Raw genomic sequence first — 19,673 nt, forward strand, 5'->3', positions numbered from 1 at the left:
CCGCGGGGGAAGCCTCGGGGGCTCCTCCTCAAGAATAAGGGGGGCCGGAGGCGTTTCTTCCTCCGGCCCCCGATAATCTGGACCAGATCGCGGCCTACTTCCAGTCAGCCATGTGCTTTTGCAGGTTCTCGTCGATCTTGGTGAAGAACTCGTTGGTGGTCAGCCAGGGCTGATCCGGCCCCACCAAAAGCGCCAGGTCCTTGGTCATGTCGCCGTCCTCGACGGTCTTGATGCAGACCTCCTCAAGCGCCTTGGCGAAGCGCACCACATCGGGCGTGTCGTCGAAGGTGCCGCGGTAGTAGAGACCGCGGGTCCAGGCGAAGATCGAGGCGATCGGGTTGGTCGAGGTGTCCTTGCCCTGCTGGTGCAGGCGGTAGTGGCGCGTGACCGTGCCGTGGGCGGCCTCGGCCTCGATCGTCTTGCCGTCCGGAGTCATGAGCACGGAGGTCATGAGACCCAGCGAACCGAAGCCCTGGGCGACCGTATCGGACTGCACGTCGCCGTCGTAGTTCTTGCAGGCCCAGACAAAGCCGCCGGACCACTTCAGGGCCGCCGCCACCATGTCGTCGATCAGGCGGTGCTCGTAGGTGAGCTTCTTTGCCGCGAACTTAAGATGTCCTTGAAGCGGCCGTCGTAGACCTTGAGGATCGTGTTCTTGGTCGAGAGATAGACCGGCCAGCCGAGCATCAGGCCGTAGTTCATGCAGGCCCGCGCAAAGCCGCGGATCGACTCATCCAGGTTGTACATGCCCATGGCGACGCCGGCCTCGGGGAAGTCGAAGACATCGTAGGTCTGCGCCTCGCCGCCGTCGGCGGGCTGGAAGGTCATGGTCAGCTTGCCCGCGCTCGGCACCTTGAAATCGGTGGCCCGGTACTGGTCGCCGAAGGCATGGCGGCCGATCACGATGGGCTGCGTCCAGCCGGGCACGAGCCGCGGCACGTTCTCGCAGATGATCGGCTGGCGGAACACCGTGCCGCCCAGGATGTTGCGGATCGTTCCGTTCGGCGAGCGCCACATCTTCTTCAGGCCGAACTCCTCGACCCGGCCCTCGTCCGGCGTGATGGTCGCGCACTTGACGCCCACGCCGTACTTCTTGATCGCCTCGGCGGAATCGACGGTGATCTGGTCGTCGGTCTCGTCGCGCTTCTCGACGGAGAGGTCGTAGTACTTCAGGTCGACATCGAGGTAGGGGAGGATCAGACGCTCGCGAATCATCTTCCAGATGATGCGGGTCATCTCGTCGCCGTCGAGTTCGACGATGGGGTTCTTAACCTGGATCTTGGCCATGGGCGGGAGCCTCCGTTCTTGCCGTGCCGTTCAGGGCGATGCCTCGGGCGTGACCGGGACTGCTGGAACCGCGTGCCGGCCGCGCTTGCGGGAATGCGTCGCCGCGCAAGATAACAGGCTTTCCGTGCAGTGCAACATCGTGCGCCGGAGGCGCTTGAGCGGCCGTCCGGCAGCCGGTCGTTCAGAAGCGTTCCTTGTCGCCTTTCAGCGCGCCGGGCTTGGCGTCGTCCAGGGCCTGCATGAGGGCGTCGGCATCCGGGACGAACTGAAGAATATCGCGGTGCTGCGGGCGCACGTAACCGGTGTTGGCCTGATGATCCAGAAGGCTCTTCAAGGGTGCCCAGTAACCCTCCAGATCCAGGGCGAAGACCGGTTTGTCGTGAAGCCCGAGCTGCCGCCAGGTCATGATCTCGAAGGTTTCATCCAGCGTGCCGAGACCGCCGGGCAGGGAGCAGAAGGCGTCGGAAAGGTCGAACATGCGCATCTTGCGCACATGCATGGAGTCCACGACCTCCAGGCGGGTCACGCCCTGGTGTCCCACCTCGACGTCCTCCAAGTGCTTGGGGATGATGCCGATGACCTCGCCTCCGGCCTCCAGTGCGCCATCGGCCACGGCGCCCATCATGCCGACCCGCCCGCCGCCGAAGATGACGGAGAGCCCGCGCTCCGCGCAGAGCCGGCCCAGGCGCCTTGCGGCGTCCAGATGGGTTCCTGGCACAGCGTCCGATGCGCCGCCGTAAAGACAGATGCTGGAAAAGCCGGTCATGGGGCTGTTGGATATCCTCTGCAATGGGGGAACGTCGCCTAATTGGTCGCCCCGCCGCACCGGAAGGTCAAGTGTCCTCTTGATGACGGCCTTTCCGCTCCGCGGGAGGCGGAGTGGAAAAGGCGTAAAAGCCTCACGCCATTGCGCGGCGCGGGAGGATGGGAGTAGGTTGCTTTAACGGCAAATACTGCCGAAACCAAAGAAAGCGGGTTCTTAAAGCGGGATCTGGGGGCGCGTTCTTGCAGTGAAAAACATTCGACTCTTGCTGATTGTGGGGCTCGGCCTCGCGCTCGTCGCCGTGCTGCTCTATCTGCAGAACCCGGAACCCCAACCGCTCAGCGATCCCGCCGCGGGCGGCGGCCAGATCGAAGCCGAGGCGCCCGCTTCGGATGACCCGGCGTCCGCCGGGCAATCCACAGAAGAGGCCGCTGCGCCGACGCAGCAGGCAGACTCCCCCCAAGCGGACACGCCCCAAACGAACACGCACCAGGCAGAGGCGCCCCAGACAGAAGCGCCCCAGACAGAAGCGCCCCAGACCGAGGCACTCGAGGACAGTCAACCTTCCCAGGAACGCGACAGCGTCGCCACCTCCGGCGGTGAGGTCGAGCTGGGCGCAGCGGGCGCGGCAGAGGCACCCGCCGCCACCGACCCCGCCGGCCAAGAGCAGGGAGACGCGCTGACCTTGATCATGCCGACCTTCGATATCGTTCGGGTGGAAAAGGACGGCTCCACCCTGATCGCCGGGCGCGCCACGCCGGGCGCGGAGGTGGAGGTGCTGACCGGCGCGGACAGACCGCTGCCCGGCACCGCCGTTGAGGCCGACGGCCGTGGCGAGTTCGTGGCGCTTCCGGATGAGCCCCTGTCGCCCGGCGATTACGAATTGCGGCTTCGAAGCCGTCTCGGGCCGGATGGCGGCTGGCTGGTCTCCGAACAGAGCGTGCTGGTCGTGGTGCCGGAACGGCGCGCCGTGGCCGAGGCGGATGGCGGGCCTGACGAAGGTGGCGGCCAGGACGGGGCCGGCGGCGTCATGACCGTCCTGCTCTCCGACCAGCCGGGCGCTCCGGCGCGGGTCATGCAGTCGCCGGAGGGTCTGGGCATCAGTTCGGGCGATCTGGCGCTGGAGATCATCGACTATGACGCCGACGGAAATCTGATCATCGCCGGGAAGGCGCCGCCCAACGCGCGCCTCTTCGTCTATCTGGACGATGAAGGCCTGGCCGACACCCTCGCCGACGCCGCCGGGCGCTGGAACGCGATTCCGGCCGACCCGGTACCTTCAGGCGCCCATCGTTTGCGAGTCGATCAAATCGGTCAGGACGGCAAGGTGATCGCGCGGGTGGAAACGCAGTTCTACCGCGCTCCCGGAGACAGCGAGATGGCGGCCAGCGGAGAGGTGAAGGTCGAGCCGGGCAACAGCCTCTGGCGCATCGCCCGCCGCACCTATGGCCGCGGAATCCGCTACACCCTGATCTATCAGGCCAACAAGCAGCAGATCCGCGATCCCGACCTGATCTATCCGGGTCAGATCTTCATCCTGCCCGAAGACAGCACCGTTACGCAGTAAATCTCTGGCTTACTGAGCCGCAGCGGGCAGGTCGTCGGCTTCTTCGGGCTGTTCGTCCCCTGCGTTCCTGGCGGCCTTGCGCGCCTCCTTCAGGGCCCGGCGGCGCGCCCGCCAATCCTGCAGGTTGGCGCGCAGCATCAGCGCGGAGGGCGTGACGATCAAGGTCAGCACGGTGGCGAAGGCGAGGCCGAAGGCGACCGCTGTCGCAAGCTGCGTCCACCATTGGGTCGAAGGCGCCCCGACCTGCACGTCGCGGGCGATGAAGTCGATGTTGGTGCGCAGCACCATCGGCATCAGGCCCAGGATCGTCGTGACGGAGGTGAGCAGCACCGGGCGCAGGCGCTGCGCGCCGGTCAGCAGGATCGCCTCCATGTGGTTCTCGCTTTCCAGCTTCAGGCGGTCGTAGGTGTCGATCAGCACGATGTTGTTGTTGACCACGATGCCGGCCAGCGCGATCACCCCGATGCCCGACATGATGATGCCGAAGGGCTCGCCGATGGCGAGCAGGCCCAGCATCACGCCGATGGTCGACATGACCACGGCCGTCAGTATCAGGAAGGCGCTGTAGAAGGAGTTGAACTGGGTCACCAGGATGATCGCCATCAGGAAGAGCGCGACCCCGAAGGCCTTGACCAGGAAGGCCTGCGCCTCCTGCTGCTCTTCGTCCTCACCCTTGAACTCCACGGAGACGCGGGGATCGAAGGTCTGGCCGGTCATCCATTCGCGCAGTTCCGTGACCTTGTCGTTGACCAGCAGGCCGGGCGCCACGTCCGCCTTCAGCGTGACCGTGCGGCGGCCGTCCACGCGGTGCAGCATGTTGACCTTGGGCTGGGCCGAGCGGGTCATGAAATTGCTGATCGGCACCGGGCCCTGATTGGTCTGGATGCGCAATTGATCGAGGAAGGCGATGGTGCGTTCGTCGCGCGTCAGGCGCACCACGATGTCGATCTCCTCCTCGGTATCGTCGGGCCGGTAGCCGTCCAGCTTCAAGCCGTTGGTCACCATGCGGACGTAGGATCCGATCAGGCTGATATCGGCATCGAACTTCGCCGCCTGGGCGCGGTCGATGGTCAGGTTCCATTCGATGCCGGGGATGGCGCCGCCGTCCTCGATATCGATCAGCCCATCGGTCTGCTTCAGCTTTCCGCCGATGCTGTCGGCCACCGAGGCAATCAGCGCGGGGTTGGAGGAACCCACCTCGATCTGGATCGGCTTGCCGACCGGCGGCCCGGCCTCTTCCTTGCGCGCCTCGATCAGAATGCCGGTCAGGTTGGCGCTGCGCTCGCGGATCTCTCCGATGATCTCGTCGGCGGGGCGGCGCATGAACCAGTCCACGAACTCAAGCTGGATCACGCCGATGATGTCTTCGGCCTCGTCGCGCTGCTGGCCCGAGTTGGCTTGCGAATAGGCGTAGATGGTGTGGAACTCGCCTTCCTCGCGCTGCATGGCGAGGATGTTGTTCTCCACCTGCCGCACCAGGGCGTCGCGCTCGTCGATGGAGTAGTTGCCCTGCGCCCTGATCTGGAGGGAGGTGTTGTTGGGCTCGACTTCCGGGAAGAACTCGATGCCCTTTCCGAAGACGGCATAGGCGTACTGCGCTGCGACCAACAGCATCACGGCGGCGATCAGCACCTTGCCTGGATGCTTCAGAGCAGCACTGAGGATACGCACGTACCGGCCGGTCACGCCCGAGAGGCGCTTCAACTCGTCCGCGCCCGTCTCGCCGGGGGCGAGGGAGGGGCCGGTGCTGTGGCTCGCCTTGCCGATCACCGCGCCCAGGGTCGGCACGAAGAGCAGCGCCATGGCGAGCGAGGCGGTCAGAACCGCCAGCAGCGTGATCGGCAGGTACTTCATGAACTCGCCGACCGTGCCGGGCCAGAAAACCAGCGGCAGGAAGGCGACGAGCGTGGTGGCGGTCGCCGCGATGATCGGCCAGGACATGCGCTTGGCCGCTAGCCCGTAGGCTTGGCCGCGCGGCAGCCCCTCGTTCATCTTGCGGTCCGCGTACTCGGTCACGACCACGGCGCCGTCGACCAGCATGCCGACCGACAGGATCAGGCTGAAAAGAACGACCACGTTCACCGTCAGGCCCATGGCGTAGATCACCAGGATGCCGGTCAGGAAGGATCCCGGGATGGCGACGCCGACGAGTCCCGCGGTACGCAGGCCCATGGCGGCCACGATGACCACCATGACCAGCAGGATCGCGCTCAGCACGTTGTTCTGAAGGTCCGTCAGCATGGTCGAGATGTCACTGGACTTGTCCTGGCTGTAGTTCACCTGGACGGCAGGGGGCCAGTTCTGGCGTTCCTCCTCGACGAGACTGCGCACCTGATCGATGGTGTCGATGATGTTCTCGCCGGTGCGCTTGCGCACCTCCAGCGCCAGGGCCGGCTGGCCATTGACGCGCACGTAGGTCTCCGGGTCCTTGAAGGTGCGGCGAAGGTCGGCGACGTCGGTGAACTTCACCACGCGGTCGCCGTCGACCTTGATGGGCAGGTCGAGGATGTCCTTCACGTTCTCGAAGAGCCCCGGCACCTTGACCGGGAAGCGGCCGGCGCCGCTGTCCAGTTCGCCGGCGGCGACCAGCAGGTTGGAGCGGTTGACGTAGTTGATGATCGCTTCTGGGTCGAGCTGGTAGCTCTCCAGCACCAGCGGATCGACCACGATCTCCAAGAGCTCTTCCCGGTCGCCGTTGAGCGTGGCGCTCAGCACGGGCGGGATGCCTTCGATCTTGTCCTGAAGGTCCTTCGCCAGACGCAGCAGCGTGCGCTCCGGCACCTGTCCGGAAAGCGTCACGGTCAGCACGGGGAAGAGGCTCAGGTTCACCTCCTCCACGATGGGCTCCTCGGCTTCCGAGGGCAGGTCTGGTTTTGCGAGATCAACCTTCTCGCGCACATCCAGCATGGCCTGGTCAGCGTCGAAGCCCGCCTCGAACTCAAGCACGATGTTGGCGCCGCCCAGGTGCGCGGTGGAGCGCATCTCCTTCACGCCTTCGATGCCGCGCAGCTCGGTTTCCAGCGGCTTGATCAGCAGGCGTTCGGAGTCCTCGGGGGAGATGCCGTCGTGAACGACGTTCACGTAGAGGATCGGGATGTTGACGTCCGGCGAGTCCTCCTTGGGTATGGTCGAATAGGCATAGGCGCCCGCGACCAGCAATAGCAGCAGCGAGGTCAGGACCGTGCGCTTATGGCTGAGGCAGGCTTCGATCAAGGCTTTCATGGATCAGGACCCCGCTTGGCTCGCCGGGGCGGCCCCGGCGGCTGGCTTTTCTTTCTCTGTCTCTTAGGAGTTCTCTGCCGGAACGAAGACCGGCTCCAGAGATTGGGCGTCGAAGGGCTCGACGAGATCGCCCTCGCGCACGAACTCCTGCCCGACGACGATGACGCGCGCCACTTCGGGCAGGCCCGTCACCCACACCGCTTCGCGGGACTCGCCCACGATCTCCAGCGCGAAGAACTCCACCTTCGAGCCTTCGACCACGGCGCGTACACCGATCTGGCCGTTGTCGGCCAGCGTCAGAAACGCGGGCGAGAGGCGGTGAGCCATGATCTCGCTGCGCGGCAGTTGCATCTCGGCGGTAATGCCGTCGGGAATGCGCTCATCGCTGTTGTCGACCGACAGCTCGACCCGGAAGGTGCGCGTACCGCTCTCGGCGGCGGCGGAGATGTAGCTTAACTCGCCTTCAAGCCAGGTTCCGTTCAGCAGGCGTACCTTTCCGGGCGTGCCCAGTTCCAGTTCGTCGATCTGCTGCTCGTTGGCGAAGCCCACGACGCGGATCGGATTCAGGTCGACCAGCAGGCCGATGACGTCGCCGACATCCAGATAGTCGCCCAACTCCACGCTTCGCGTCTCCAGCTTGCCCGCGAAGGGCGCGCGGATCGTCAGGTTGTCGATTGCCACCTGCGCCCGCTCGACCGCGGCGTCTGCGGCCTGAAGGGCGGCTTCGGAGGCGGCCAGCTCAGTCTGGGAACGATAGCCCTTGTCGGCCAGCTTGCGGGCCGCTTCGACCTCGATGCGGCGCTGTTCACGCAGGGCCTCGGCCTCCCGCAGTTGGGCCGGGTACTGCTGGGGGGCGATGGTGAGGATCACATCGTCCTTTTCCAGCCGCGCGCCCTTGTCGTAGGGCAGCTCGATGATCCGCCCGGCGGCTTCGCTGCGCAGTTCCACCTTGCGGTCGGCCTCGGTCGAGCCACGCAGCACCAGACTGCGCAGATAAGGCTCGGCCTTCAGCTCAAGCACGCGCACCTGCTGGCGCTCGCCAAGGTCGCTGATATCGGCCGGGGCCTTCTTGACCTCGGGCTCGTTTGATTCGCTAAGCGCGCCGGAGCCGACCCAAAGGGCGGCGCCTGCGGCGATCAGCACTGCTATGACTATCGAACGGTTCATCTTCGCCAGCTCTTCCCGATCTCTCTCACTCGTTCTACGCAGCGAGCTCCGCTGGGGTTCCCCCTATTCGGCCGCTGCGCGGTGTTTCTTATGCTCCTCCAGAAGGGCATCGCCGTTCGCACGGAGGTACTCGGCCGCCGCGCGGTAGAGCGCGAGGCCGAAGCCATGGACGAAACGCCGTCCTTCGGTCGATTCCGACAGGTCGCACTGCGACATGGTCTCTATCTTGGTTTCATAGAAGCTCAGTTTGGCCTCCAGCGCGCGGGCGAGGCGGCGCGGGTCGACCATGTGCGAATGCATGACCATGAACAGGAAGTCAGAGCGGAAGCGGTCCATCTCAAGGTCGCCCTCAAGCTGCGTCACCAGCGCTTCCACGCCTTCCTCGGTCAGTGCGTAGACCTTCTTGTCAGGGCGCTTTTCCTGCTGCTGGGCGCGGCAGACCACCAGCCCTTCCTCGGCGAGCCGGTTCAGCGCGGGGTAGATTGCGCCGAAGCTCGCCTCCTGGATGGCGCTCAGCGGCGGCTCTTCCAGCATCTTCTTGATTTCGTAGCCACTGGCCTCGCCATGGGAAAGCGCGGCCAGACAGAGGCATCGGGTGTCCATGAGGGGGTCTCCCGGTTAAGAATATTCAAGTTCAATATATATTGGCTAAACATATGTCAAGCTGACATATAAGAGTCTCATAGCCTTGGGCTCCGCGCCTGAACGCGGCCGGACAACAGTCAGGTTGAAGAGGGAAGGGCCTAGTTCTTCGGGTCGCCGGGCCGGTAGTTGGACTGGACCCGCCGCACGGCGTCCTTCCAGCCGGCATACTTGGCGGCGCGTTTGTCGTCGGCCATTGCGGGTTCGAAGCGGCGCTCCAGGTTCCAGCTCTTCGCGAAGTCGTCGAGATCGCCATAGAAGCCGACCTGCCGTCCGGCCAGGTAGGCGGCGCCCAGGGCCGTGGTCTCCATGACCTGGGGCCGGTCAACCGGCGCATCCAGGATGTCGGCCAGGAACTGCATGGTCCAGTCGCTGGCGACCATGCCGCCATCGACCCTGAGGATGGTCTTCTGACCGCGCGCGTCGCTCCAGTCGCCCTGCATGGCCTCCAGCAGGTCGCGCGTCTGGTAGCAGACCGCTTCCAGCGCCGCGCGGGCCAGTTCGGCGGGCCCGGTCTTGCGCGTGAGGCCGAAGAGCGCGCCGCGCGCCTCGGCATCCCAGTGCGGCGCGCCGAGCCCGGTGAAGGCCGGCACAAGATAGACCGCCTGGTGTTCGTCCGCGGCCTCGGCGAGGGCCGCCGTCTCGCCCGCGGAGCCGATCACGCCCAGCCCGTCGCGCAGCCACTGAACGGCGGCGCCGGCCACGAAGATCGCCCCTTCCAGCGCATAGGTGCGCTTGCCGTCCAACTGATAGGCGATGGTGGTCAGCATGCGGTTGCGCGAGACCACGCTCTGCTCTCCGGTATTGAGGAGCGCAAAGCAGCCGGTGCCGTAGGTCGACTTCATCATGCCGGGCGAAAAGCAGGCCTGACCGACCGTGGCCGCCTGTTGATCGCCAGCGATCCCGGCGACCGGGATGGCCTTGCCGAAGAGCGAGGGCTCGGTCATGCCGAAGTCGCTGGCGCTGTCCCGCACTTCGGGCAGCAGCGAGCGCGGCACGCGCAGCATCTCCAGGAGGTCGTCGTCCCAGTCCCCCTTGTGGATATCGAACAGCAACGTGCGCGAGGCGTTGGTGGCGTCGGTCGCATGCACCTTTCCGCCGGTGAGGCGCCAGAGCAGGAAGCTGTCCACCGTGCCGAAGGCGAGCTTTCCGGCCTCGGCCTTCTCCCGCGCGCCCTCGACCTTGTCCAGAAGCCAGGCGACCTTGGTGCCCGAGAAGTAGGGATCGAGCAGCAGGCCGGTCTTGGCGGTCACTTCCGCCTCCCAGCCCTTCGCCTTCAAGTCCTGACAGAGCGACGCGGTGCGGCGGTCCTGCCAGACGATCGCGCGATGAATCGCCTCTCCGGTCTCGCGGTCCCAGATGACGGTGGTCTCGCGCTGGTTGGTGATCCCAATGGCCGCCACGTCCCCGGCCTTGGCGCCGGCGTTCTCCATGGCGTCACGGCAGGTCTCCAGCGTCGTGCGCCATAGGTCCTCGGCCTCGTGCTCGACCCAGCCCGATTGCGGGAAGTGCTGATCGAACTCCTGTTGGGCGACGGAGACGACGCGGTACCCGGCGTCGAAGAGCATGGCCCTGGACGAGGTCGTGCCCTGGTCGATGGCGATGATGTAGCGGGACATTGGCGGTCTACCTCCCGGCGGCGCTGCTTTTTCGTCTCGTTTGCGTTTCCTTCAAGCCGCCGCAGCGTAGCGCGGCACGCCCTGTTCGGCCATCCAGGCGTCGAGCGCCGTGATCTCCTCCCGGCTCAAGCGCAGCGCCAGCTTGCTGCGCCGCCAGACCACGTCCCGGGCGCGCCGGGCCCACTCCTGATCGATCAGGTAGGCAAGCTCGCGCTCATAGAGGTCGGCACCGAAGTGGCGGCCGAGCGCCTTGATGCTGTCGGCGCCCTCCAGGATGCGCTCGGCGCGGGTGCCGTAGGCGCGGACCAGTCTGCGCAGGTGCCTGCGTTCCAGGTAGGGATGCGCGGCGGCCAGGCGGTCGGTGAGGGCTTCCGCCCCGTCCCAGGGGAAGTCGCCGCCGGGCAGCGCGGCGCCTTCGGTCCAAGGGTCTTTCATGCCGCTCAGGCGGCTGCCCAGCTTCTCCAGCGCGGCTTCCGCGAGCCTGCGGTAGGTCGTGATCTTGCCGCCGAAGACGTTGAGCAGCGGGGCCTCGCCCTCAGCGCCCTCAAGCTTCAAGACGTAGTCGCGTGTCGCTTCCTGCGCTGCGCTCGCGCCATCGTCATAGAGCGGGCGCACGCCGGAATAGCTGGCCACGATGTCTTCCCGCCGGATCGGCGTCGCCAGGTAATCGGAGAGCGCCGTGATGAGGTAGTCGGTCTCCCGCTCCGAGATTTCGGCCTTTGCGGGGTCGCCCTCGAAGTCCTCGTCGGTGGTGCCGATCAGCGTGAAGTCCTGCTCGTAGGGGATCGCGAAGACGATCCGCCCGTCGCTGTTCTGGAAGATGTAGCAGCGGTCGTGATCGAAGAGGCGGCGCAGGATGATGTGGCTGCCCTTGACCATGCGCACCCTGTCGGCGGCGTTCATGCGCAGGCTTTCGGTCAGGAAGCTGGAGACCCAGGGGCCGGTCGCGTTGATCAGGCTGCGCGCCTTGATCTCGCGGGTCTCGCCGCGTTCGTCCTCAAGGGTCAGCAGCCACTGCGAGCCCTGACGTTCGGCGCGGCTGCAATGGGTGCGGGTGCGCACGACCGCGCCCCGGTCCGCGGCGTCGCGGGCATTCAGCACCACGAGCCGGGAATCCTCCACCCAGCAGTCGGAATACTCGAAGGCTTTGACATAGTCGTCCTTGAGCGGCGCGCCCGCGGGATCCCTCTTCAGATCGAGCGAACGGGTGGGCGGCAGGATCTTGCGGCCGCCCAGGTGATCGTAGAGAAACAGCCCGAGGCGTATCAGCCAGGCCGGACGCAGCCCCTTGTGGTGGGGCAGCACGAAACGCAGCGGCCAGATGATATGCGGCGCCATGCGGAGCAGCGTCTCGCGCTCGATCAAGGCTTCGCGCACGAGCCGGAACTCATAGTGTTCCAGATAGCGCAGGCCGCCGTGAACCAGCTTGGTCGAGGCCGAAGAGGTGGCGCTCGCCAGATCGTCCTTCTCGCAAAGGAAGACCGAAAGGCCTCGGCCCGCCGCATCGCGGGCTATCCCACAGCCGTTCACGCCGCCGCCGATGATCGCGATGTCGTAGGTCTCCTCGGCCATAACGCCGCTCTCTACCTCCTATGGCCTCGCTCTGGAGGGACGGAGGTCGCAAAAGGACTTTGCGCAGGGCCAATCCGCCCCCGATAGCCGGGAAAGGCCGAACCGTAGCATGAAAACGAAGAAAAACGAAAGTAGCGAAATGATGAAGGTTTCGGTTTTCGCGTCGCCCCGCCTCGATACAGGATTCCTCAGGCGGTCTCGCGGAGTCCCTTGGCGCCTGGATCGGTGGCCACCTCGATTACCTCCACATCGCTTTCGTTGCAGAGCCTGCGGATGGCGTCACCCGGCAGTTTGTCGGTGATGAACTGGTCGGTTTGGGAGATGTGGCCGATCTTCACGGGCGCGCTGCGCTCGAACTTCATGGAATCGGCGACCAGGATCACTTCCCGCGCGTTCTCGATGATCGCCTGAGTGACCCGGACCTCGCGGTAGTCGAAGTCGTAGAGCGTGCCTTCCTCGTCGATCGCGGAGGTCCCGATGACCGCGTAATCGACCTTGAACTGTCGGATCAGGTCGACCGCCGCCTCGCCGACAATGCCGCCGTCTCGCGAACGGACAATCCCGCCTGCGATGATCACCTGGATTTCCTGGTTCATCCGTAAGCTATTGGCTACATTGATATTATTTGTAATGACCAGCAGCCCCTCATGCTTTCCTAAAGCCTTGGAGACCGCCTCGGTCGTGGTGCCGATGTTGATGAAGAGGGAGCAGTCGTTGGGGATCAGCTCCGCGCAGCGCCGTCCGATCGCCTGCTTTTCCTCCTGCGCCAGGATCTGGCGCGCGTCATAGCCCAGGTTCTCCACGCCGGAAGCCAGCATGGCGCCGCCGTGCAGGCGCTGCAGCACCCCGCGATCGCAGAGTTCGTTCAGATCCTTGCGGATGGTTTGCGGCGTAACCTCGAAGTGCGCCGCCAGACCCTCGACCCGGACGCGGCCTTCAAGGCGAGCGCGTTCCAGGATCTGCAGCTGGCGGTGCGAAAGAGGCTCGGACATGGGGATAAGGGAACTCCTGATCTCGAAACGAAGGAAGTTTAGCGAGTTTCCGAGAGCGCCCGAAAGGGAAAAATCTTCGTATGAAACCGGATGACTCGGCGCGGAGAGCGGCTTTCTTGCAAAAAAACTTTATAAACAATGTGATATAATAGACGAACCCGATCTGAAGGCTGTCTTTGCAAGCGAAAGTGGGTCAGAAATTTTCCTGCTTTAGAAATCGGTGCTTTGTATCTGTTCGGGTTATGAATACGGCGGTGAGAGTAATTATATTACGCACCTGCGAAGAGCCGTTTCACAAATTTTCGATTGACTTTCGTTTTAGGTTCGTTTCGATTCAAGCAGCAATAAACGCTAATAGGGAGGCGATTCTCATGAAGTGGAAGTTTATGCTGACGGTGGCGACCGCTGCCGTCATAGGCTTTTCCGGCCAGGCCAAAGCTGGCATGGCCGAAGCCGAAACCTGGATCAACGACGAATTCCAGCCCTCGACGCTCTCCAAGGACGAGCAGATGGCTGAGATGGAATGGTTCATCAAGGCCGCCGAGCCGTTCGCCGGCATGGAGATCAACGTTCTGTCCGAGACCATCCCGACTCACGAGTATGAGTCGAAGGTGCTCACCAAGGCCTTTGAAGAGATCACGGGCATCAAGGTGAACCACCAGCTGCTCGGCGAGGGCGAGGTGGTGCAGGCGGTCCAGACGCAGATGCAGACCGGCCGCAACCTCTACGACGCCTACATCAACGATTCCGATCTCATCGGCACGCACTCGCGCCTGCAGCTGGCGGTCAACCTGACCGACTGGATGGAGGGCGAGGGCTCAGACGTCACGCTGCCGACCCTGGACGTCGACGATTTCATCGGCAAGTCCTTCACCACCGGCCCCGACGGAAAGCTCTATCAGCTTCCCGACCAGCAGTTCGCGAACCTCTACTGGTTCCGCTACGACTGGTTCCAGCGCGAGGACCTGCAGGCCCAGTTCAAGGAGATCTACGGTTACGACCTGGGTGTTCCGGTCAACTGGTCGGCCTATGAGGATATCGCCGAGTTCTTCTCCGTCCACGTGAAGGAGATCGACGGTGTTCGCGTCTATGGCCACATGGACTACGGCAAGCGCGCTCCCGACCTCGGCTGGCGCATGACCGACGCCTGGCTTTCCATGGCCGGCGCCGGCTCCACCGGCCTTCCGAACGGCCGTCCCATCGACGAGTGGGGCATCCGCATGGAAGAGGGCTCCTGCAACCCCGCTGGCGCCTCGGTGACCCGCGGCGGCGGCACCAACGGTCCGGCTGCCGTCTATGCCATCCGCAAGTGGGACGAGTGGCTGCGCAAGTACGCCCCTCCGGGCGCTGCCGACTACGACTTCTATCAGTCGCTGCCGGCTCTGGCCCAGGGCAACGTGGCCCAGCAGATCTTCTGGTACACCGCCTTCACCGCGACCATGGTGGCCCCGCAGAGCGAGGGCAACAACACCGTGGACGCCGATGGCAACCCGCTGTGGCGCATGGCTCCCTCTCCGCACGGCCCCTACTGGGTGGAAGGCCAGAAGCTCGGCTATCAGGACGCCGGTTCCTGGACGCTGTTCAAGTCCACGCCGACGGACCGCGCCAAGGCTGCCTGGCTCTATGCTCAGTTCACCGTCTCCAAGACCGTGTCCCTGAAGAAGAGCCATGTCGGCCTCACCATCATCCGCGATTCGGATATCCGGCATGAGTCCTTCACCGAGCGCGCCCCGAAGCTGGGCGGCCTGGTGGAGTTCTACCGCTCCCCGGACCGGGTGCTCTGGACCCCGACGGGCGTGAACGTCCCCGACTACCCCAAGCTGGCTCAGCTCTGGTGGCAGAACATCGGTGACGTGAACTCCGGCGCCTTCACCCCGCAGGAAGCCATGGACCGTCTGGCCGAACAGATGGACCAGGTCATGGGCCGCATGCAGCAGGCCGATGAGCAGGCCGGCACCTACGGTGGCTGTGGACCGCGTCTGAACGAGCCCAAGTCCGCGGACGAGTGGTTCAGCATGGAGAACGGTCCGAAGGCCAAGCTCGCGAACGAGAAGCCGCAGGGTGAGACCATCCCCTACGACGAACTCGTCGCCCGCTGGCAGGCCAACTAAGGCCAACTAGGAGCTGCTTCGTCCGTTAGGACGGGCGAAAAGGGGCGCAGGTCGGGTCCTCCCAAGCCTGCGCCCCTCTTGCTCCATAGAGGGGTGCTTGGAGGGGGCTTTGTGCAAGGTCCCGCTCTATCACTCGGCAACGATCCAACGGACGCCCTGGAACAAGGCAGGTATCGGGCAGATGGCTCTTGAGTTGAAAAACGTCGTCAAGCGCGTGGACGGGGAAACCCATATCTATCCCACCGACCTCACGCTGAAGGAAAACGCCTTCAACATCCTGCTGGGCACGACCCTGGCGGGGAAGACGACGCTGATGCAGATCATGGCCGGGCTCGAAAAGCCGACCGAGGGCGAAGTCTGGTTCGGCGGCAAGAACGTGACCGGGATGGCGGTGCAGAAGCGCAACGTCTCCATGGTCTACCAGCAGTTCATCAACTATCCGAACCTGACCGTTTACGAGAACATCGCCTCGCCGCTGCGTGTCGCACGCCTGGCCGAGGCCGACATCAAGGAGCGCGTCGGCAAGATCGCCGAACTGCTGCGCCTGACCCCGATGTTGCAGCGCCGCCCCGGCCAGCTCTCCGGCGGACAGCAGCAGCGCACGGCCCTGGCCCGCGCCCTGGTCAAGAACGCCGACCTGGTGTTGTTGGACGAGCCGCTCGCCAACCTCGACTACAAGCTGCGCGAAGAGCTGCGCGACGAGCTTCCGAAGCTCTTTTCCGACCGCGAATGCACCATCGTCTACGCAACGACGGAGCCGACGGAGGCCCTGCTGCTCGGCGGCTACACCGCCTGTCTGCACCAGGGAAAGGTGACCCAGTTCGGCGATACGCTGGAGACCTACCGCAAGCCTGCCGGCCTGCGCAGCGCCCAGGTGTTTTCCGACCCGCCCATCAATTCCGCGACGGTGCGCAAGGAGAACGGGCGTTTCGTGCTGACGCCGAAAGTCAGCTGGGATGCGGGACCCCGCTACGCCGACCTGCCGGACGGCAGCTACACCGTGGCCGTGCGGCCGCACCACGTGACGCCGAGCCCGCAGAGCGAGCGCGCCGCGCCCATCGAGGGGCGCGTCCAGGTGGCCGAGCTCAGCGGATCGGAGAGCGTGGTCCACTTCGAAGTCGAAGAGGGGGCCTGGGTCTCTCTCTCCCACGGGATCCATCCCTTCAAGGTGGGCGAGGTCGCGCGGCTTTATATCGACGTTGAGAACTGCCTGTTCTTCGATCAGGAAGAACGGCGTATCGCCTGACCGGGCGGGGCGGAACCAGGGTAAGGGCTTTTACAGGGCATCATGGCGAACATACGGCTTAAAGACCTGAGACACAGCTACACCAAGACCCCGGCGTCGGAAGACGATTGGGCGTTGAAGCATGTGGACATGGACTGGGCCGACGGCGGCGCCTACGCGCTGCTGGGGCCCTCGGGCTGCGGCAAGACCACGCTTTTGAACATCATCTCCGGTCTGGTCACTCCCTCTCAGGGCAGGGTCCTGTTCGGCGATCAGGACGTGACCGACCTGCCGACCGACAAGCGCAACATCGCCCAGGTGTTCCAGTTCCCGGTGATCTACGACACCATGACGGTCTACGAGAACCTGGCCTTCCCGTTGAAGAACCGCGGCGTGCCGGCCGGTGAGGTCGACAAGCGGGTGCGCGAGATCGCCGCCATGCTGGACCTGGAAGAGACCATCAACCGCCGCGCCTCCGGCCTGACCGCCGACGGCAAGCAGAAGATTTCGCTGGGCCGCGGCCTGGTGCGCTCGGACGTCAACGTGATCATGTTCGACGAGCCGCTGACGGTCATCGACCCGCACCTCAAGTGGGTCCTGCGCTCCAAGCTGAAGGAGCTGCATCAGCAGGTCGGCGCGACCATGATCTACGTGACCCATGACCAGACCGAAGCGCTGACCTTCGCCGATCAGGTGGTGGTGATGTACGAGGGCGCGGTGGTGCAGTTCGGCACGCCGATCGAGCTGTTCGAGAAGCCCGGGCACACCTTCGTCGGGCACTTCATCGGCTCGCCCGGCATGAACGTGCTGCCCTGCACGCTGGAGGGCGGCAAGCCGAAGCTGAAGGGCCACGCCATAGAGATCGAACGGCCCGTGGCGCCGCCGCAGGACGCCAAGAAGCTGGAGTTGGGCGTGCGGCCCGAGTTCGTGACCTTCGCCGAGGAAGACAGCAGCGAGGGTATCCCGGTGGAGGTGGTCAAGGTCGCCGACGCCGGGCGCTATTCCATCGTCGAGACCCACTGCGAGGGCGCGGTGATCAAACTGCTTCAGCCCGAGGGCAAGGCGCTGCCGAGCGGGCGGCCCCGGGTGGTCTTCAACCCCGGCTACACGCGGGTCTACGCGGACGGCTGGATGGTCAAGGCGGGAGAAGGCGCATGAGGAAGACAGTCAACAACAGGGCCTGGCTCTTCGTCCTGCCCGTCGTGGCGCTGGTCGCCTTCAACGCGATCCTGCCGCTGATGACCGTGGTCAATTACTCGCTGCAGGAATCCTTCGGCGACAACGTCTTCTTCTGGTCCGGGGTGCAGTGGTACGAGCAGATCCTGAACTCCGACCGCTTCCACGACGCGCTGCTGCGCCAGCTCGCCTTCACCGGCATCATTCTCGCCATCGAGATTCCGCTGGGGGTGGCCATCGCGCTGACCATGCCGAGAAGCGGCCCCTGGGTTTCGGTCTGCCTCGTGCTGATGGCCTTGCCGCTGCTGATTCCCTGGAACGTCGTGGGCGCGATCTGGAACATCTTCGCGCTCCCGGACATCGGGCTTCTGGGCTGGACCCTCAACGCCATCGGCTTCGACTACAACTACACCCAGCAGCCGCTCTCCGCCTGGGCGACGGTGGTCCTGATGGACGTCTGGCACTGGACCTCGCTGGTGGTGCTGCTGGCCTACGCCGGGCTGATCTCGATCCCCGACGCCTACTATCAGGCGGCCAAGATCGACGGTGCGGGAAGCTGGGCGGTCTTCCGCTACATCCAGTTGCCCAAGATGAAGCGCGTCCTGACCATCGCGGTGCTGCTGCGCTTCATGGACAGCTTCATGATCTACACCGAGCCCTTCGTCTTGACCGGCGGCGGCCCCGGTAACTCCACCACCTATCTCTCGATCGATCTGGTGAAGATGTCGCTGGGTCAGTTCGACCTGGGTCCGTCTGCGGCCATGTCCCTGATCTACTTCCTGATCATCCTGCTGCTGAGTTGGGTGTTCTATTCCGTGATGATGCGCAACGAGGAACAGTGATGAAACGCTTAAGCTGGCTTGCGCCGACCCTGTACATCCTCTTCCTGATGCTGCCGATCTATTGGCTCTTGAGCATGTCGTTCAAGACCACCAACGAGATCCTGGGTTCCTTCACGCTGTTCCCGCAGGAATTCACGCTCGACAACTACATCACCATCTTCACGGACTCGACCTGGTACAGCGGCTACATCAACTCGATCCTCTACGTCTCGATCAACACGCTGCTCTCGGTCTCGGCCGCGTTGCCCGCGGCCTACGCCTTCTCGCGCTACCGCTTTCTGGGCGACAAGCACCTCTTCTTCTGGCTCCTGACCAACCGCATGGCGCCGCCGGCGGTCTTCGCGCTGCCCTTCGTCAACCTCTACTCCGCGGTCGGCCTGTTCGATACCCACATCGCGGTGGCGCTGGCGCACTGTCTTTTCAACATTCCGCTCGCGGTCTGGATCCTGGAAGGCTTCATGTCCGGCGTGCCCAAGGAGCTGGATGAGACGGCCTATGTCGACGGCTATTCCTTCCCGCGCTTCTTCTTCAAGATCTTCGTGCCGACCATCACGGCGGGGATCGGCGTGGCCGCCTTCTTCTGCTTCATGTTCTCCTGGGTCGAACTGCTGCTGGCCAAGACGCTCACCTCGGTGGAGGCAAAGCCCATCGCGGCCGTCATGACGCGCACGGCCTCGACCTCGGGCTACGAACTGGGGCTGCTCGCCGCGGCGGGGTCGCTGACCATCGTGCCGGGCGCGATCGTCATCTACTTCGTGCGCAACTACATCGCCAAGGGCTTCGCCCTGGGCCGCGTGTAAGGGAGGAGAGGCATGTCCGACCAACCCGAACGCAGCGAAGCCTTCCACCGCCGGTTCCGGACCGCGGCCATCGCGACACTCGGCGTCTATGTCGCCGTGGCGTTTATCCTCCTGATCATTTCCGCGACGGGATCTAACGACGCTTTGATTAGCTGGACGGGATCGCTCTTCGGCGGCTGGATGGCATGGACGCTCGCGACGGCCGCGTTCTTCTTTACCATCGCGGCGCTGCTCACCGTCTTCACGTTTCTCGCCATTCGCTATCCGGAAACGCCACGCCGCGGTGTTCTGGGGATCGAGACCACGCGTGGCGACCGGCTGTTCATCACGCTTCTCGGTTCCGCCTTCATAAACCTTGCGTGGATCGCGATCGTGGGCACGATGCAGCCCGTGGCCGTCCTGATCTGCCTTCTCTACGCGGCTGCCGTGTTCCGCTTCGTCTGAGCGGGCGCGGCCCCGTCTTTTCGGGCCGTTCCGGTCCGGATACCTACAAACTGAAAATCCAAGGGAGGAAACTCAGTGTATAGAACGCTACCAACCAGTACCGCGATCGGCGCGGCGCTAGCGATCCTCGGATCGCCCGTCTTCGCCGACATGGAGGCGGCAACGGCCTTCCTCGACGAGGAGATCGAACATTCGGTCCTTTCTCGCGAGGAGCAGGAAGCGGAGATGCAGTGGTTCATCGACG

14 protein-coding genes and 1 pseudogene are annotated in these 19,673 nt (G+C 64.5%); 7 read left to right on the plus strand and 8 right to left on the minus strand.

Translation table 11 applies throughout. From position 1 onward, the window contains the following. Positions 1-94: 94 nt before the first annotated feature. Both P8X75_10475 and P8X75_10480 read right to left on the minus strand, forming a co-directional pair. Positions 95-1,287: pseudogene (locus P8X75_10475) on the minus strand (NADP-dependent isocitrate dehydrogenase). 181 nt (positions 1,288-1,468) lie between these two features. Next, on the minus strand, positions 1,469-2,053 hold the full coding sequence (locus P8X75_10480; protein ID MEJ1995619.1) for a TIGR00730 family Rossman fold protein: 585 nt from the start codon (positions 2,051-2,053) through the stop codon (positions 1,469-1,471). A gap of 271 nt (positions 2,054-2,324) precedes the next feature. Here P8X75_10480 and P8X75_10485 point away from each other — a divergent pair, with 271 nt between their 5' ends. After that, complete coding sequence (locus P8X75_10485; GenBank protein ID MEJ1995620.1) at positions 2,325-3,617, plus strand: LysM peptidoglycan-binding domain-containing protein; 1,293 nt, start codon at positions 2,325-2,327, stop codon at positions 3,615-3,617. A gap of 9 nt (positions 3,618-3,626) precedes the next feature. On the opposite strand, the gene P8X75_10490 is transcribed toward P8X75_10485, so the two are convergent. The 6 genes from P8X75_10490 to P8X75_10515 form a co-directional block, all read right to left on the minus strand. Further along, positions 3,627-6,839: an efflux RND transporter permease subunit gene (locus tag P8X75_10490; protein MEJ1995621.1), complete on the minus strand. Its 3,213-nt coding sequence runs from the start codon at positions 6,837-6,839 to the stop codon at positions 3,627-3,629. A gap of 63 nt (positions 6,840-6,902) precedes the next feature. Beyond that, a complete protein-coding gene (locus P8X75_10495; protein MEJ1995622.1) occupies positions 6,903-8,006 on the minus strand; it encodes an efflux RND transporter periplasmic adaptor subunit in 1,104 nt (367 codons plus the stop codon). 63 nt (positions 8,007-8,069) lie between these two features. Next, positions 8,070-8,609, minus strand: a complete 540-nt coding sequence (locus P8X75_10500; protein ID MEJ1995623.1) for a PadR family transcriptional regulator — start codon at positions 8,607-8,609, stop codon at positions 8,070-8,072. 140 nt (positions 8,610-8,749) lie between these two features. After that, complete coding sequence (gene glpK, locus P8X75_10505; GenBank protein MEJ1995624.1) at positions 8,750-10,267, minus strand: glycerol kinase GlpK; 1,518 nt, start codon at positions 10,265-10,267, stop codon at positions 8,750-8,752. 51 nt (positions 10,268-10,318) lie between these two features. Next, entirely contained in the window at positions 10,319-11,839 is a 1,521-nt protein-coding gene (gene glpD / locus P8X75_10510) for a glycerol-3-phosphate dehydrogenase (GenBank protein ID MEJ1995625.1), read from the minus strand. A gap of 188 nt (positions 11,840-12,027) precedes the next feature. Continuing rightward, positions 12,028-12,831 carry a DeoR/GlpR family DNA-binding transcription regulator gene (locus P8X75_10515; GenBank protein MEJ1995626.1) on the minus strand — a complete coding sequence of 268 codons (804 nt, stop codon included), beginning with the start codon at positions 12,829-12,831 and terminating at the stop codon, positions 12,028-12,030. A 371-nt stretch (positions 12,832-13,202) separates the two neighbouring features. On the opposite strand from P8X75_10515, the gene P8X75_10520 reads away from it, so the two are divergent. The 6 genes from P8X75_10520 (at position 13,203) to P8X75_10545 (ending at position 19,429) form a co-directional block, all read left to right on the plus strand. Then, complete coding sequence (locus P8X75_10520) at positions 13,203-14,942, plus strand: ABC transporter substrate-binding protein (GenBank protein MEJ1995627.1); 1,740 nt, start codon at positions 13,203-13,205, stop codon at positions 14,940-14,942. A gap of 181 nt (positions 14,943-15,123) precedes the next feature. Further along, positions 15,124-16,188, plus strand: a complete 1,065-nt coding sequence (locus tag P8X75_10525) for an ABC transporter ATP-binding protein (GenBank protein MEJ1995628.1) — start codon at positions 15,124-15,126, stop codon at positions 16,186-16,188. 42 nt (positions 16,189-16,230) lie between these two features. Next, entirely contained in the window at positions 16,231-17,325 is a 1,095-nt protein-coding gene (locus P8X75_10530) for an ABC transporter ATP-binding protein (GenBank protein ID MEJ1995629.1), read from the plus strand. Further along, on the plus strand, positions 17,322-18,185 hold the full coding sequence (locus P8X75_10535; GenBank protein MEJ1995630.1) for a sugar ABC transporter permease: 864 nt from the start codon (positions 17,322-17,324) through the stop codon (positions 18,183-18,185). Before P8X75_10530 ends, P8X75_10535 begins: the two co-directional genes overlap by 4 nt. Further along, positions 18,185-18,985 carry a carbohydrate ABC transporter permease gene (locus P8X75_10540; GenBank protein MEJ1995631.1) on the plus strand — a complete coding sequence of 267 codons (801 nt, stop codon included), beginning with the start codon at positions 18,185-18,187 and terminating at the stop codon, positions 18,983-18,985. Before P8X75_10535 ends, P8X75_10540 begins: the two co-directional genes overlap by 1 nt. A 12-nt stretch (positions 18,986-18,997) precedes the next feature. After that, positions 18,998-19,429 carry a DUF2160 domain-containing protein gene (locus tag P8X75_10545; GenBank protein MEJ1995632.1) on the plus strand — a complete coding sequence of 144 codons (432 nt, stop codon included), beginning with the start codon at positions 18,998-19,000 and terminating at the stop codon, positions 19,427-19,429. Positions 19,430-19,673: the final 244 nt, after the last annotated feature.

Source organism: Limibacillus sp., assembly GCA_037379885.1.
Taxonomy (GTDB): domain Bacteria; phylum Pseudomonadota; class Alphaproteobacteria; order Kiloniellales; family CECT-8803; genus JARRJC01.

Excerpts from the sequence above, each read along its gene's own strand:
- P8X75_10480 (MEJ1995619.1), bottom strand. The coding sequence starts at position 2,053 with ATGACCGGCTTTTCCAGCATCTGTCTTTACGGCGGCGCATCGGACGCT.
- P8X75_10490 (MEJ1995621.1), bottom strand. The coding sequence starts at position 6,839 with ATGAAAGCCTTGATCGAAGCCTGCCTCAGCCATAAGCGCACGGTCCTG.
- P8X75_10495 (MEJ1995622.1), bottom strand. The coding sequence starts at position 8,006 with ATGAACCGTTCGATAGTCATAGCAGTGCTGATCGCCGCAGGCGCCGCC.
- P8X75_10500 (MEJ1995623.1), bottom strand. The coding sequence starts at position 8,609 with ATGGACACCCGATGCCTCTGTCTGGCCGCGCTTTCCCATGGCGAGGCC.
- glpK (MEJ1995624.1), bottom strand. The coding sequence starts at position 10,267 with ATGTCCCGCTACATCATCGCCATCGACCAGGGCACGACCTCGTCCAGG.
- glpD (MEJ1995625.1), bottom strand. The coding sequence starts at position 11,839 with ATGGCCGAGGAGACCTACGACATCGCGATCATCGGCGGCGGCGTGAAC.
- P8X75_10515 (MEJ1995626.1), bottom strand. The coding sequence starts at position 12,831 with ATGTCCGAGCCTCTTTCGCACCGCCAGCTGCAGATCCTGGAACGCGCT.
- P8X75_10520 (MEJ1995627.1), top strand. The coding sequence starts at position 13,203 with ATGAAGTGGAAGTTTATGCTGACGGTGGCGACCGCTGCCGTCATAGGC.
- P8X75_10525 (MEJ1995628.1), top strand. The coding sequence starts at position 15,124 with ATGGCTCTTGAGTTGAAAAACGTCGTCAAGCGCGTGGACGGGGAAACC.
- P8X75_10530 (MEJ1995629.1), top strand. The coding sequence starts at position 16,231 with ATGGCGAACATACGGCTTAAAGACCTGAGACACAGCTACACCAAGACC.
- P8X75_10535 (MEJ1995630.1), top strand. The coding sequence starts at position 17,322 with ATGAGGAAGACAGTCAACAACAGGGCCTGGCTCTTCGTCCTGCCCGTC.
- P8X75_10540 (MEJ1995631.1), top strand. The coding sequence starts at position 18,185 with ATGAAACGCTTAAGCTGGCTTGCGCCGACCCTGTACATCCTCTTCCTG.
- P8X75_10545 (MEJ1995632.1), top strand. The coding sequence starts at position 18,998 with ATGTCCGACCAACCCGAACGCAGCGAAGCCTTCCACCGCCGGTTCCGG.